The 13,719-nt window shown below is 72.7% G+C and carries 16 protein-coding genes; 12 read left to right on the top strand and 4 right to left on the bottom strand.

What is annotated here, in order from left to right; all coding sequences use genetic code 11:
• Positions 1 to 18: 18 nt before the first annotated feature.
• Together IE290_RS26790 and IE290_RS26795 are read left to right on the top strand one after the other, a co-directional pair.
• The gene (locus IE290_RS26790; protein ID WP_191247479.1) at positions 19 to 864 is read left to right on the top strand and encodes a putative RNA methyltransferase; all 846 of its coding nucleotides are present in this window, start codon (positions 19 to 21) and stop codon (positions 862 to 864) included.
• The gene (locus tag IE290_RS26795) at positions 861 to 1,496 is read left to right on the top strand and encodes a (2Fe-2S)-binding protein (RefSeq protein WP_191247480.1); all 636 of its coding nucleotides are present in this window, start codon (positions 861 to 863) and stop codon (positions 1,494 to 1,496) included. The genes IE290_RS26790 and IE290_RS26795 overlap by 4 nt, the downstream gene beginning before the upstream one ends.
• On the opposite strand, the gene IE290_RS26800 is transcribed toward IE290_RS26795, so the two are convergent.
• Entirely contained in the window at positions 1,476 to 2,894 is a 1,419-nt protein-coding gene (locus IE290_RS26800; RefSeq protein ID WP_191247481.1) for an MFS transporter, read from the bottom strand. The genes IE290_RS26795 and IE290_RS26800 overlap by 21 nt on opposite strands.
• Before the next feature lie 82 nt (positions 2,895 to 2,976).
• Here IE290_RS26800 and IE290_RS26805 point away from each other — a divergent pair, with 82 nt between their 5' ends.
• From IE290_RS26805 to IE290_RS26820, 4 genes are all read left to right on the top strand, one after another.
• On the top strand, positions 2,977 to 3,576 hold the full coding sequence (locus IE290_RS26805) for a TetR/AcrR family transcriptional regulator (RefSeq protein WP_191247482.1): 600 nt from the start codon (positions 2,977 to 2,979) through the stop codon (positions 3,574 to 3,576).
• A 67-nt stretch (positions 3,577 to 3,643) separates the two neighbouring features.
• On the top strand, positions 3,644 to 4,936 hold the full coding sequence (locus IE290_RS26810) for an O-acetylhomoserine aminocarboxypropyltransferase/cysteine synthase family protein (RefSeq protein ID WP_191247483.1): 1,293 nt from the start codon (positions 3,644 to 3,646) through the stop codon (positions 4,934 to 4,936).
• Positions 4,933 to 5,463 (top strand): CoA-binding protein, encoded by a 531-nt coding sequence (locus tag IE290_RS26815; protein WP_229874726.1) that lies wholly within the window; start codon positions 4,933 to 4,935, stop codon positions 5,461 to 5,463. The genes IE290_RS26810 and IE290_RS26815 overlap by 4 nt, the downstream gene beginning before the upstream one ends.
• A 106-nt stretch (positions 5,464 to 5,569) precedes the next feature.
• Positions 5,570 to 6,343: an MBL fold metallo-hydrolase gene (locus IE290_RS26820; RefSeq protein WP_229874727.1), complete on the top strand. Its 774-nt coding sequence runs from the start codon at positions 5,570 to 5,572 to the stop codon at positions 6,341 to 6,343.
• Positions 6,344 to 6,980: 637 nt separating this feature from the next.
• Here the strand turns inward: IE290_RS26820 and alc are convergent.
• Together alc and allB are read right to left on the bottom strand one after the other, a co-directional pair.
• Positions 6,981 to 7,985 carry an allantoicase gene (gene alc, locus IE290_RS26825; protein ID WP_191247485.1) on the bottom strand — a complete coding sequence of 335 codons (1,005 nt, stop codon included), beginning with the start codon at positions 7,983 to 7,985 and terminating at the stop codon, positions 6,981 to 6,983.
• Positions 7,979 to 9,304 carry an allantoinase AllB gene (allB, locus tag IE290_RS26830; RefSeq protein WP_191247486.1) on the bottom strand — a complete coding sequence of 442 codons (1,326 nt, stop codon included), beginning with the start codon at positions 9,302 to 9,304 and terminating at the stop codon, positions 7,979 to 7,981. The genes alc and allB overlap by 7 nt, the downstream gene beginning before the upstream one ends.
• A gap of 56 nt (positions 9,305 to 9,360) precedes the next feature.
• Between allB and IE290_RS26835 the strand changes: the two genes are divergently transcribed.
• The 5 genes from IE290_RS26835 to IE290_RS26855 all read left to right on the top strand — a co-directional run bounded on the left by IE290_RS26835 (position 9,361) and on the right by IE290_RS26855 (position 12,937).
• Complete coding sequence (locus IE290_RS26835) at positions 9,361 to 9,831, top strand: helix-turn-helix domain-containing protein (RefSeq protein WP_191247487.1); 471 nt, start codon at positions 9,361 to 9,363, stop codon at positions 9,829 to 9,831.
• Between the two features lie 83 nt (positions 9,832 to 9,914).
• Positions 9,915 to 10,385: a 2-oxo-4-hydroxy-4-carboxy-5-ureidoimidazoline decarboxylase gene (gene uraD / locus IE290_RS26840; RefSeq protein ID WP_191247488.1), complete on the top strand. Its 471-nt coding sequence runs from the start codon at positions 9,915 to 9,917 to the stop codon at positions 10,383 to 10,385.
• Positions 10,382 to 10,699, top strand: a complete 318-nt coding sequence (uraH, locus tag IE290_RS26845; protein ID WP_191247489.1) for a hydroxyisourate hydrolase — start codon at positions 10,382 to 10,384, stop codon at positions 10,697 to 10,699. The genes uraD and uraH overlap by 4 nt, the downstream gene beginning before the upstream one ends.
• 2 nt (positions 10,700 to 10,701) lie before the next feature.
• Positions 10,702 to 11,577, top strand: coding sequence for a factor-independent urate hydroxylase (gene pucL / locus IE290_RS26850; protein WP_191247490.1), 876 nt, complete (start codon positions 10,702 to 10,704; stop codon positions 11,575 to 11,577).
• A gap of 25 nt (positions 11,578 to 11,602) precedes the next feature.
• The gene (locus IE290_RS26855) at positions 11,603 to 12,937 is read left to right on the top strand and encodes a nucleobase:cation symporter-2 family protein (protein WP_191247491.1); all 1,335 of its coding nucleotides are present in this window, start codon (positions 11,603 to 11,605) and stop codon (positions 12,935 to 12,937) included.
• Here the strand turns inward: IE290_RS26855 and IE290_RS26860 are convergent.
• Positions 12,885 to 13,118, bottom strand: coding sequence for a hypothetical protein (locus tag IE290_RS26860; protein WP_191247492.1), 234 nt, complete (start codon positions 13,116 to 13,118; stop codon positions 12,885 to 12,887). The two genes, IE290_RS26855 and IE290_RS26860, sit on opposite strands and share 53 nt — an antisense overlap.
• Here IE290_RS26860 and IE290_RS26865 point away from each other — a divergent pair, their 5' ends adjacent.
• Positions 13,119 to 13,700: a TetR/AcrR family transcriptional regulator gene (locus IE290_RS26865; protein ID WP_191247493.1), complete on the top strand. Its 582-nt coding sequence runs from the start codon at positions 13,119 to 13,121 to the stop codon at positions 13,698 to 13,700.
• Positions 13,701 to 13,719: the final 19 nt, after the last annotated feature.

Here is a 13,719-nt window from a genome sequence, read left to right on the forward strand (position 1 = left end):
GTGTGATGAGATGTGGGCATGACCAGGCCCGCCACGCTGCCCGGCGCCGTCGTCGCGGCGTTGCGGTGCCCGCTGTGCGCGTCCCCGTTCACCCTCGACGGCCGGTCGCTGCGCTGCCCGGCGCGGCACTCCTTCGACCTGGCGAAACAGGGGTACGTGAACCTCCTGCACGCCGGCATCCCGGCGGGCACGGCGGACACCGCCGAGATGGTCGCGGCGCGGGTGGCGTTCCTCGGGGCCGGTCACTACGGCGGGCTGCGGGACCTGGTCGCCGAGGTCGCCGCCGGTGCGGGCGGTTACGGGCTGGTCGTGGACGCCGGAGCGGGGACGGGCTACTACCTCGCCGGGGTGCTCGACCGGCTGCCGGAGGCGGCGGGGCTCGCGCTGGACGTTTCGGCGGTCGCACTGCGGCGGGCCGCGAAGGCGCACGACCGGCTGGGGGCCGCGGTGTGGAACCTGTGGGAGCCGTGGCCGGTCGCGGCGGAGGCGGCCGCGGTGGTGCTGAACGTGTTCGCGCCGCGCAACGCCGCGGAGTTCCGGCGGGTGCTGCGTCCGGGTGGCACGCTGCTCGTCGTGTCGCCCGAACGGGGGCACCTGGGCGAACTGGCGGCGGTGGCGCCGGTCCTGGAGGTCGACGCGCGGAAGGAAGAGCGTCTCGACGCGGCGTTGTCGGAGCATTTCGAGCTGGTTTCCCGGCGGGCGTTGCGGGATCGGGTGCTGCTGAAGCCGGACGACGTCCGCAACGCTGTGCGGATGGGGCCGACCGGGCACCACCCGGACCGGCTGGCCGCACTCGCCGAGGTGACCGAACCGGCCGAGGTGACGCTCGCGTTCTCGGTGTCGGAGTACCGGAGGACCGCATGACGGCCGTGCCCGCGACCGCGATCACCGACCGGGACTGGCTTTCCGCGCAGCTGCGCCTGGCCGCCGGGCTGTACGGCGACGCGGGACCGGTCGTGCTGGGCACGATCTGGTGGTACTCGGTGTCGGCGGTGCTGGTGACACCGGCGCTGGACCCGCTCGTCGCGACGGGACGCGCGATGGACCCGGCGCTGGAGGCGGTGACGCTGGACGTGGTGCCCGACGGCCGGGTGCTGGACGCGCGCTCGTCGCGGCCGCTGGGCTCCGATGTGGACGAGATCGGCAAGGCGCTGGCCGGTTCGCTGGACGCGGGGATCGCCGCGGTGGCCGAGGTGAGCGGCGCCGGGACCCGCTCGCTGTGCGCGATCGCGACGGACTCGATCGCGAACGTCCTGCTGTGGGCCGGGAAAGCGGCCGGCGACTCCTCACGCGGGGTGTCGCTGGCCGGTGCGGTGGTCGCCGCGGTGGGCGACCACTTGCCCCGGCCGCGGTTCGTGGAGGTCGGCGGCACGCCGGTGGTCCGGCGGGCGTCGTGCTGCCTGATCTACCGGACCGGAGGGGCGCCCAAGTGCGTCAGCTGCCCGCGCCAGACGCCGGCCGAGCGGGCGCAGCGGTTACGGATGACGTTCGGCTGAGGCGTCGGCCACCGCACTGGGCTGCCGGGTGCCTGCCGGGAGCAGCAGGCAGACCGGCAGCGCGACGAGGAACAGGCCGAGCCCGACGAGCAGGCCGGTCTGGGTCGCCGAGGCGAACCCGTGTCCGGGCAGCCGCCCGAAGAACGCTGTGCCGATCGTCGCGGGTCCCGCCGCGAGCCCCAGCTGGACGGCGGTGTTGACGACGCCGGACGCGGCGCCCGCGTCCGCCTCGCCCGCGCCGGACAGCGTGGCGAGCATGAGCGACGACGCGGCGATCCCGAGCCCGGCACCGTAGACGAGCACGGGCAGCGCCAGGTGCCACGGCGTCAGCCCCGGCCCGGCGTGCGCGACCACGACGAGCATCGCCGCGGTCGCCACCAGGAGTGCGGTGACGCCGGCGAGCGTCAGGCGACGCCCCAGCTTCGGGGCGAGCGGCATGCCGAGCCCGTTGCCGAGGACGATCCCCGCGGTGGCGGGCAGCATCGTGGCCGCGGTCTTCAGCGGCGAGTACCCGAGCCCGTCCTGCAGGTACAGGGTGAGCACGAAGAACGCGCCCATCCCGCAGTACACGACCAGGATCGCGGCGATGCCGCCGGAGAACGCGCGGTCGCGGAACACCTCGGTGCCGATGAGGGCCGAGCTGCGGCGGCGCTGCTGGAGGGCGAACACCCCGAGCAGCGCGATCCCCGCCACCACCAGGCCGACTGTCCACAGTGGCCACCCCAGCTCGCGGCCCTGCACCAGCGGGTAGAGCACGGCGAGCAGAGCGGCGGCCAGCAGCGCCACGCCCGGGAGGTCGACAGCGGCCCGTGCGTCACGCCGGGGCGCGGGCATGATCCGCGCCGCGGCGAGGGCCACCACCAGGGCGATCGGAACGTTGACGAGGAACACCGTCCGCCACCCCCAGCCGAAGAGGTCGGCCTGGGTGAGCAGACCGCCGAGGAGCGGGCCGGCCAGGCCGCCGATCGGGAACGTCATGCCGTAGAACCCCATCGCCCGGCCCTGCTCGTCCGCGGGGAACTCGACCCGGATGAACGACAGCACCTGCGGCACCATCAGGCCGGCGAACACGCCCTGCGCGACGCGTGACCCAAGCAGCACTCCGGTTCCGGGTGCGCACCCGGCGAGCAGCGACGCGACGCCGAACCCGGCGGCGCCGGCGACGAAGACCGGCCGGTGCCCGAACCGGTCGCCCAGCCTGCCACCGGTGATCAGGGTGACCGCGAACGCCAGCGTGTAGGCGGTCGCCGTCCACTGCAGCGCCGAGGGCGGCGCGCCGAGGTCGCGCTGGATGGTCGGCAGCGCGATCACCACGATCTGGTTGTCGACCATGTCCATGAAAACGGCTGCCAGCAGCAGCGCGAGCGCCGTCCAGCGGCGGCGGTACGGCTCAGTCATGCCCGCGAGTGTCACACAAACGCATGAACTAATCAAACAGACAGATGATTAAGCTTCCTCGACGGATGGCAGAATGGGGCGCATGACGGCCCCGAAACGGCGGGCCCCGGCGCCGGGCGAGCGGCAACGGGACGCCGAACGCACGAAGTCCCGCATCCTCGAAGCCGCCGTCGCCGAGTTCTCCGCCCACGGTTTCGCCGGCGCGCGGGTCTCCGCGATCGCCCGGCGGGCCGGGGTGAACCAGCAGCTCATCGCCTACTACTTCGACGGCAAGGAGGGGCTGTACCGGGAGATCGGGCGCCGGTGGCGGGCGCACGAGACCGCGCAGTTCCCGCCGGAGGAGGAGTTCGGCGAGCTGATCAAGCGCTACGTGCGGGCCAGCCTGGACCCGCGGCTGGGCGGGCGGCTGCTCGCCTGGGAGGGCCTCCAGGACACCGGGGAGGACGACCCGGAGCGCGACGCGCGCCTGCGCCAGGAGGTGGAGCTGATCCGGCGGCGCCAGGAGGCCGGGGAGCTCGACGACACCGTGGACCCGGCGGCGCTCGTCCTGATCAGCATGAGCGCGGCGAACGCGCTGGCGGTGTACCCGCAGCTGGCCCGGGCTCTGTTCGGGCGCGAAGGATCCGCGGTGGCGGAGGACTACGCGGAGCAACTCGCGCGGCTCTTCGGGAAGCGGGGCTGAGCCGCCGGATCGTCCGCCACGCGGGAGCCCTGGCCCAGTCCGTGGACGGGGAGGTAGCGTCGGCCGGGTGAGTGAGCGCAGCTGGGGCTTCCGCACCCGCGCCCTGCACGCCGGCGGGACTCCCGACCCGGTGACCGGGGCGCGGGCGGTGCCGATCTACCAGACCACGAGTTTCGTGTTCGAGGACGCGGCCGACGCGGCCAACCTGTTCGCGTTGCAGAAGTACGGCAACATCTACAGCCGGATCGGCAACCCGACCGTGGCCGCGTTCGAGGAGCGCCTCGCGAGCCTCGAGGGCGGCATCGGCGGCGTCGCGACCAGCAGCGGGCAGGCGGCGGAGTTCCTCACCTTCGCCGCGCTGACCGAGGCGGGCGACCACATCGTGGCGGCGAGCGGGCTCTACGGCGGCACGGTCACGCAGCTGTCCGGGACGCTGAACCGGTTCGGCGTGGAGACCACCTTCGTGCCCGGGGACGACCTGGACGACTACGCGGCCGCGATCACCGACCGCACCCGGCTGATCTTCACCGAGGTCATCGGCAACCCGGGTGGCGGCATCGCGGACCTCGCCGGCCTCGCCGACCTCGCGCACAGTCACGACATCCCGCTGGTGGTCGACGCGACGCTGGCGACGCCGTACCTGTGCCGCCCGATCGAGCACGGCGCGGACATCGTATTGCACTCGGCGACGAAGTTCCTCGGCGGGCACGGCACCACGCTCGGCGGGATCGTCGTCGAATCGGGCAGGTTCGACTGGGGCAACGGCAAGTTCCCGCGGATGACCGAGGTCGTGCCCAGTTACGGCGGTCTCAAGTACTGGGAGAACTTCGGCGAGTACGCGTTCTGCACGCGGCTGCGCGCCGAGCAGCTGCGCGACATCGGCGCGGTGTTGTCGCCGCACTCGGCGTTCCTGCTGCTCCAGGGCGTGGAGACGTTGCCGCAGCGGATGGACGCGCACCTGGCGAACGCCCGCGCCGTCGCCGAGTTCCTGGACGCCGACGACCGGGTGGCGTGGGTCAGCTACGCCGGGCTGCCCGGGCACCGGCACCACGAGCTGGCGAAGAAGTACCTGCCGCTGGGGCCCGGCGCGGTGTTCTCGTTCGGCGTCAAGGGCGGGCGCGCGGCCGGGGAGAAGTTCGTCGAGTCGGTCGAGCTGCTGTCGCACCTGGCCAACGTCGGCGACGCCCGAACGCTGGTCATCCACCCCGCGTCCACGACGCACCAGCAGCTCTCCGACGAGCAGCTCGAGGCCGGTGGGGTGGGCCCGGACCTGATCCGGCTGTCGGTCGGGCTGGAGGACGCCGAGGACATCCTGTGGGACATCGACCAGGCGCTGACCGCGGCGGTGAAGGCCGCATGAGCCTGGAGACGACCGTGCCCGCCGGAGCCGTCCGGTCGGAGTCGCCGCTGTCCTGGAGCCCGCCGACCGCGCGGGACCGGCTCGCGCTGCTGTCGCGGACGAAGTCGGTGACGATCGTGGGCGCGTCGGACAACCCGGCGCGGCCGAGCTACTTCGTCGCCACCTACCTGCTGTCCTCCAGCGACTACGAGGTGAACTTCGTCAACCCGCGGCTGTCGTCGCTGCTGGGGCGGCCGGTGTACCCGTCGCTGGCCGACGTGCCGGGCGAGCTGGACCTGGTCAGCGTGTTCCGCAAGCACTCCGACCTGCCCGAAGTGGCCGAGGACGTGATCAAGGCGGGTGCCCGGACGCTGTGGCTGCAGCTGGGCCTGTGGCACGAGCCGGTGGCGCGGCGGGCGAGCGAGGCGGGCCTGGACGTGGTGATGAACCGGTGCGTGAAGATCGAGCACGCGCGGTTCGCCGGAGGCTTGCACCTGGCCGGTTTCAACACCGGGGTGATCTCCTCGCGGCGTCGCCTGAAGCCCTGATCCCGCGGCGGGAAAGGCGATTCGGCGCGACTCACCCTCCACTTCGGCTGCCCGATCGTGTCAGACTCGGTGGTGTGGCGGGAAGTTCCCCGGGTGAAGGTGGGTTGTGCTGGTCATGGCAGACGGTGTGAAGGTGACGTACGTCGGCGGCCCGACGGTGCTGCTGGAGCTGGGCGGCAAGCGGTTCCTGACCGACCCGACGTTCAGCCCGGCGGGCGTGCACGAGACGACGCCGGGGCGGCCGCTGACCAAGACCGAGGATCCCGGCCTGTCCGCGGCGGAGGTCGGCCCGGTCGACGCGGTGCTGTTGTCGCACGACCAGCACGCGGACAACCTGGACCCGGAGGGCCGGCGGTACGTCGGGGAGGCCCTGCTCACGCTCACCACGCCCAGCGGCGCGCGGCGGCTGGGCGGCACCGCGCAGGGGCTGGCGCCGTGGCACCAGCTGCACATCGGCCCAGTCGCGGTGACAGCCGTGCCCGCCCAGCACGGCCCGGCGGGCAGCGAAGAGCTGACCGGTGAGGTCATCGGTTTCGTGCTGACCGGGAAGGACCTGCCGACGGTGTACGTGAGCGGGGACAACGCCTCGCTCGACGTGGTGCGCGACATCTCCCGCCGGTTGCGGCGCCTGGACCTGGCGGTGCTCTTCGCCGGCGCGGCGCGCACGTCGCTCTTCGACGGCGCCCCGCTGACCCTGACCAGCGAGGACGCCGCCGAGGCCGCGCAGGTCCTGCGGGCGCGCAACATCGTGCCCGTGCACACCCGCGGATGGGCCCATTTCAGCGAGGGGCCCGACGAGATCCGCAAGGCGTTCGCGGGCGCCGGGCTGAGCGACCGGCTGCACGTCCTGGAACCAGGCGAAAGCACGCAAATCACCTGATGTGTCGCCGGCCCGTGATCGACACCGGGTCGCGCGAGGATCAGCCGCGTTCGCGGCCGAAGCAGCCCGGATCGCGGTGCAGTGCCTGGCCGAGGACGCGGCGCCGCCGGAGGGTGGCGAGTGGGCGCACGTGACGCCCGCGGCGGAGGTCGCGGTTTCGCTCGCCGGCGAGCGGGCGGACACGCGCTCTGGGGGGCCGGGCCGTGCTCAGCCGCCGGTTGGCTGGCGACGGCTGGTGTGGAACTGGCGGCAAACCGGCGCCGCAACAGCCGACCCCGCCGCGGCCCTGGGGCCAGCCCGGCGGGACGGCTGCCCGGCAACGGCCGCACCGTACGCGACCGGCGGCGAACCGCCGCCGCCACGAACCCACCCCGCCAGGCCAGCCCGGGCGAACCGCATACCGGGCAACGGCTGCACCATGCGAACCGGCGCCAAACCCACCGCCGCTATGAACACCCCCGTCCCGCCCGCCTCGGTCCTGGGGCCAGCCCGGCGGGGACGGCTGCCCGGCAACGGCCGCACCGTACGCAACCGGCGGCAAACCGCCGCCGCCACGAACCCACCCCATTCGCCCCCCGGGCCACCACGCGCGGACCGACCGCTGAACCGGGCCGGGCCCGCTGCGCAGCCACGAAGCTCAGCCCGCGGTGTCGGTGAACCGGCGCTCGAACTCCTCGCGCCCGCGGTCGGAGAGCGCGCCCCACAGCCGTAGCCGTGCCATGCCGCCGTCCGGGAAGATGTCCAGGCGTACCTCGCGCAGTTCGCGGGGGTTCGGCACCACGAAGCGGTGCCGCGTGTCCGGCTGGAGGCGTGTTCGCGGCAGGACCTCGAACCACGAGCCGTCCAGGCGGCCGCTCAACGAGGCCCACCCGGGCGCGTTGCCCTTGAAGTGCGTGGTGTCCAGCTCCGCCAGCCGGGGCACGCCCGCCCCCGCCAGCGCCACCGACACCCAGTCGTTGCCGTCGTCGCGGCGGCGGGCCGTCTCCCAGCCCTCCCCCATCACCGCGGCGAAACCGGGTGCGATCAGGTTCGACGGCGACGAGTAGAACATGTTCGAGCACCCCGTCACCCGCGCGCCGTTTTCCAGCGCCGCCAGGTCCAGGGCCGCCGGGTCGACCAGGCGCGGGTCCGCCACCGGCGTGCCGTGCACCCGGAACCGCGCGACTCCGCCATCCGGGTGGATCGTCAGCCGCACGTGCGTCCAGCGCCGCGCCGAGGACACCGCGAAGAAGTTCTCCGCGTCGCCCCGCAACTCCGACTTCGGCACCAGCGGCGTCCACTCCAGCTCCAGCAGCTCCGCCGGGCTCGGATACCCCTCGACCGCCAGCGCCTCCACCGACGCGAACGGCGGGTAGTTCCCGGTGAAGAACGCCGTGTCGACGACCACCCCGGTCACCACACCCGGCAGCCCGAGCCGCACGATCGCCTGGTCAACGCCGGGCTCGCGGCGCCGCCGCGTCTCCCACCCGTCGTAGATCTGCCCCTTGTGCCCGAAGTTCCACGGCCGGAACTCCGCCGGCCCTGGCTTGATCAGGTTCTCCCGCTCGGCGAAGGCCTCGTCGTTGGCCCACACCACGCTGCCGCCGACCCGGCGCGACGCCAGATCCGGCTCATGAGTCCACTCCGGACGCTCGTTCAACACTGCCCTCGATTCAGCAACTCGCCCCGCGGATCGTCCCCGGTGACTTCCTGGCCCCGCAACCACGTCTGCCGCACGACACCGCGCAGCGGGCTGCCGTCGTAGGCGCTCACCGGGTTCCGGTGGCGCAGCTTCGCGACGTCCACGACGAACTCCTCGTCCGGCGCGAACACGCAGAAGTCGGCGTCGTACCCGGGCGCGATCCGGCCCTTGCGCGTCATCCCCGCCAGCTCCGCCGGCCGCGTCGCCATCCAGCGCACCACGTCCGCCAGCCCGTGCCCACGCTGAGCGGCCCCGCTCCACACCGCGGGCAGCCCGACCTGCAGCCCGGCGATCCCGCCCCAGGCCGCGCCGAAGTCACCGCTGTCGAGCCGCTTCAGCTCGGGCGTGCACGGCGAATGGTCGCTCACCACGCAGTCGATCACGCCGTCGGCCAGCCCCTGCCACAGCAGCTCGCGGTTGCCGGCCTCGCGGATCGGCGGGCAGCACTTGAACTGCGTCGCGCCGTCGCGGATCTCCTCCGCCGTGAAGCTCAGGTAGTGCGGGCAGGTCTCGACCGTCAACGCGACCCCCTCGGCCCGGGCCGCCGCGATCATCGGCAGCGCGTCCGAAGAGGACAGGTGCAGGATGTGTGCCCGCGCCCCGGTGCGCCGCGCCAGCTCGATGACCCGCGCGATCGCCCGGTTCTCCGCCTCACGCGGCCGCGAGGCCAGGAATCCCGCATAGCGCGGACCGTGCGGCTGGGGCGCGGCGTCGATCGTCGGGGCGTCCTCGGCGTGCACGATCATCAGCGCGCCCAGCTCCGCGAGGATCCGCAGGTCGGCCTCCAGTTCGGCGTCGTCCAGCGGCGGGAACTCGTCGACGCCGGAGTGCAGCAGGAAGCACTTGAACCCGAACACCCCGGCCTCGTGCAGCGCCGCCAGGTGACCGCTGTTGCCGGGGATCGCGCCGCCCCAGAACCCGACGTCCACGTGCACGCGTCCGGCCGCGGTCTTGCGCTTCACCTCCAGTGCGTCCGGATCGACCGTCGGCGGCAGGCTGTTCAGCGGCATGTCCACGATCGTGGTCACCCCGCCCGCCGCGGCCGCGCGGGTGGCCGTCTCGAAGCCCTCCCACTCGGTGCGGCCGGGGTCGTTGACGTGCACGTGCGTGTCGACGAGCCCGGGCATCAGGACGACGTCCTCGCCCAGCTCGACCACCCGGTCGCCGGACAACGCCGCACCCGGTTCGACGGCCACGATCCGCCCACCCTCGACACCCACGGAGCACGGCCCGGTGCCCGCGGCCGTGATCGCGCGCCGCGCCCGGAAGACCAGTTCCACCCGGCACTCCTTTCGTCCGCTTCCAGTTTCCCCGCCCGTGCCGTTACCGTGCGGACGTGGAACTGGAAGCCGAGTTCACCACCGAACCGTTCCGCGGCGAAGGCGAACCGCCCGAGCACGCCGTCCTGGCCCGCACCGCCGCCGAGCAGGCCGGGCTGTCCGTGGACTTCGGCCCGCTCGGCACCACTGCCCGCGGCGACGCGGACGCCCTGCTCGACGCGCTCCCGGCCATCGCCAGGGCCGCGCTGGCCGGTGGCGCGAGCCGCCTGACCCTGCAGCTGTCCACGCCGGCCGCCGCCCGGGAACCGGCCGGCGCGCCGCCCACCACGCTGGAGCGGCTGATCACCGAGGTCGAGCGGGAGCTCGGCACCCGGCTGGCGGACCTGGACCGGCCCGGCAAGCAACGCGCCGTGCGCCTGCTGGAGGAACGCGGCGCGTTCGCCATGCGCAAGGCCGCGCCCACCGTCGCCGAAGCTCTCGGCGTCACCCGGTTCACGGTCTACAACTATCTCAATCGCGAGCCCTGATTTCAACAAATTGTTGACGCTCGCCGAACACGACCGTAACGTCCATTTCCCAGAATCGGCAGCACCGTGATCCGGAGGAACACTTGACTGTCACGCTCGCCGAGTTCAACACCGCACCCGACGACGAAGCCCGGGAACTGCTCACCGCGTGCCTGGACGTCCCGCGCTGGGCAGACGCGGTGCTGGCCGGGCGGCCCTATCCCGATCTCGCCGCGTTGACCGGCGCGGCCCGCCGCACCCTGACCGAGGACGAGACCCGGCGGGCGATCGCGGCGCATCCGCGGATCGGCGACAGATCGGCGGGCGGCTGGTCACGCGCCGAACAGTCCGGTGTGGACGATGACGCGGCCGCGAAGTTCCGCGCCGCCAACGCCGAATACGAAGAGCGGTTCGGGCACGTGTTCCTGGTCCGCGCGAGCGGGCGCAGCGGCGAGGAACTGCTCGCGAACCTGCGGGAGCGGATGCACAACGACCCGGCCACCGAACTGGCGGTCGCCGGGCGCGAACTCATCGAGATCGCCGTGCTGCGGCTGGAGAAAGCGGTGACCGCATGAGCCTGGTGACCACCCACGTCCTGGACACCGCCGCCGGCCGCCCGGCCGCGGGCATCGCCGTGCGACTGGAGTCCGCCGACGGCGCGGAGATCGCCCGGGGCCGCACCGACGACGACGGCCGCGTCCGCGACCTCGGCCCGGACGAAGTGGATCCCGGCGTCTACCGGCTGGTCTTCGACACCGGCGCCTACCTCGGCCCGGACGCGTTCTTCCCCGAGGTCACGGTGTCCTTCCGGATCACCGACGGCACGCAGCACCACCACGTGCCGGTGCTGCTGAGCCCGTTCTCCTACTCCACCTACCGCGGGAGCTGACCATGGCGATCAAGCTGGGCCCGAACCAGTACGGCAAGGCCGAGGTCCGCCTGGTGACGGTGACCCGCACCGGGGACGTGCACCACCTCAAGGACCTCACCGTGTCCACCGCGTTGCGCGGCGATCTCGCGAAGACCCACCTGACCGGTGACAACTCCGACGTGGTCGCCACCGACACGCAGAAGAACACCGTCTACGCCTTCGCCAAGGAGAGCCCGGTCGGCGAGATCGAGGACTTCGGGCTGCGGCTGGGACGGCACTTCGTCGGCGAGTTCGGCCAGATCACCGGCGCGCGCGTCACGATCGACGAGCACGGCTGGGACCGCATCCCGGTCGGCGGCCGTCCGCACGACCACGCCTTCTCCCGCTCGGGCGAGGAAAAACGCACCACCGTGGTCACGATCGAGAACGACCGCGCGTGGGTCGTCTCCGGCCTGCGCGACCTCGTCGTGCTCAAGTCGACCGGCTCGGAGTTCCACGGCTTCCCGCGCGACAAGTACACGACGCTCGCCGAGACCGACGACCGCATCCTGGCCACCGCCGTCACCGCGCAGTGGCGGTACCAGGGCAGCGGCATCGACTGGCGCACGAGCTTCGCCGAGATCCGGCGGATCCTGCTGGAGACCTTCGCCACGAAACACAGCCTCTCGCTGCAGCAGACCCTGTACGCGATGGGCGAGGCGGTTCTCTCCGAACGCGGCGAGGTGGCCGAGATCCGGCTGTCGATGCCGAACAAGCACCACTTCGTGGTGGACCTCAGCCCGTTCGGGCTCACCAACGACAACGAGGTCTTCCACGCCGCGGACCGTCCGTACGGTCTGATCGAAGGAACCGTCCTGCGCGACGACGCGGAGGACCCGGGCCCCGCCTGGCTCTAGCGCCGGGCGAGTTGGGAGCACCCGCGTGACCACGACCGCCACACCGGTGACGGACATCCACCCGGTCGACCGCAAACCCCCGGCTCTGCAACTGGTCGTCGGCGGCGTGCAGCACGTCGCCGCGATGTACGCCGGCGTCGTCGCCCCGCCGCTGATCATCGGCAGCGCCGTCGGCCTGTCCGGCGGTCAGCTGAGCCTGCTGATCAGCGCCAGCCTGTTCACCGCCGGGCTGGCGACCCTGCTGCAGACGCTCGGGGTGTGGCGGTTCGGCGCCCGGCTGCCGCTGGTCAACGGCGTCACGTTCGCCAACGTGGCCCCGGTGATGGCGATCGTGCAGCAGCACGGGCCCCAGAACGCGCTCGGCATCGTCTACGGCGCCACGCTCGTCGGCGCCGCGCTGATGGTGCTGGCCGCGCCGTTCTTCTCGCGGCTGACGCGGTTCTTCCCGCCGCTGGTGACCGGCACGGTCATCACGCTGATCGGGGTTTCGCTGCTGCCGGTGGCGATCAACTGGATCTCCAGCCAGCAGGACTCCGCCGAACCGCACGGCATCCTGCTCGCCGCGATCACGCTGCTGGCGGTGCTGGCGTTCAACCGGTTCCTGCCCGGGTTCTGGAGCCGGATCGCGCTGTTGCTCGGTCTGGTCGTCGGAACGCTGATCGCGTGGCCGCTGGGCGAGGTCGACACGTCGACCTTCCGCGAGGCGCCGGCGTTCGGCGTGGCGAGTCCGTTCCACTTCGGCAGCCCGGCGTTCGACATCGCGGCGATCATTTCGATGGCGATCGTGATGATCGTGATCATGGCCGAGAGCACGGCGGACATGCTCGCGCTGGGCGAGGTCGTCGGCCGCCCGACCGGGCAGCGCACGCTCGCCGACGGCCTGCGCGCGGACGGGGTCGCGACCGCGCTGTCCACCGTGTTCGGCGGGTTCGCGTGCACCGCGTTCGCGCAGAACGTCGGGCTGGTCGCGCTGACCCGGATGTTCAGCCGGTACGTGGTGGCCGCGTGCGGCGCGATCCTGGTGCTGCTGGGCCTGTTCCCGGTCGCCGGCGGGGTGGTCGCGCTGGTGCCGCAGCCGGTGCTCGGCGGCGCCGGGCTGGTGCTGTTCGGCAGCGTCGCGGTGAGCGGCGTGCGGACCCTGGCGACGGCCGCGTTCGACCGCCCGGCGAACGTGACGATCGTGGCGGCCGCGCTGGGCATCGGAATCATCCCGATCGCCGCGCCCGAGTTCTACGCGCACTTCCCATCCGCCGTGCAGACCGTGCTCGACTCCGGCATCAGCGCCGGCTGCGTGGTGGCCGTGGTGCTCAACCTGATCTTCGGGACGCGACGGGAACGAACTCCCGCAGCAGGTTCGTGAGCAATTCGGGCGGGTCCTCCGGCACGAGCGGGTAGCTGCCGGGCACCTCGACCACGTCCCGGAGGTCGAGCTTGTCCAGGAACTCGGCCACCAGCCGCACGCGACCGATCGCCGCCATGGCCGCGGTCGCCACGGCCGAAAAATTGTTGATCGGACGCTCCAGATAGGGTTCAATGATCACGTGGCCCGCACCCGTGAGTTCGACACCGACGCCGCGCTGGAGCGCGCGATGGAGGTGTTCCGCGAGAAGGGCTACGAGGGAGCGTCCACACGCGACCTGGCCGGCGCCATCGGCATCGGCCCCGGCTCGCTCTACGCGGCGTTCTCCAACAAGGAGGGGCTTTACCTGGCGGCGTTGCGCCGCCACTGCGAGCACCTCGAGGCAACGACACAGCGGGCACTCGCTTCGAAGCAGTCCGCGCGGACGGTGCTGCGGGGTCTGCTGGAGCGGGCGTTCACGGGCAGCGATCCGGCGCACTGGGGGCCGGGCTGCCTTCTGCTGCGCGCCGCGACCGAGCGCGCGGGAGCCAACCCCGAACTCGACCGCATGCTCCGCGACGCCTCCCGGGCGGTCGAGGCCGCCTTCGCCGAGATCCTCGCGGATGGCCGGCGTCGCGGCGAGCTCCCGGCGGACCTGGATGCGGCCGCGGCCGCGCACTTCCTCGTCACCACGCTGCAGGGACTCCGCGTGATGGCGCTGCTCGGCTCGGATCGGGCGAGCCTGTCCGCGACCGTGGAGACCGCCCTGCGGTGCCTCGGCTGATTTCTTCCGCCCAGATTAT

The organism is Amycolatopsis deserti, from assembly GCF_014653945.1.
Taxonomy (GTDB): domain Bacteria; phylum Actinomycetota; class Actinomycetes; order Mycobacteriales; family Pseudonocardiaceae; genus Amycolatopsis_E; species Amycolatopsis_E deserti.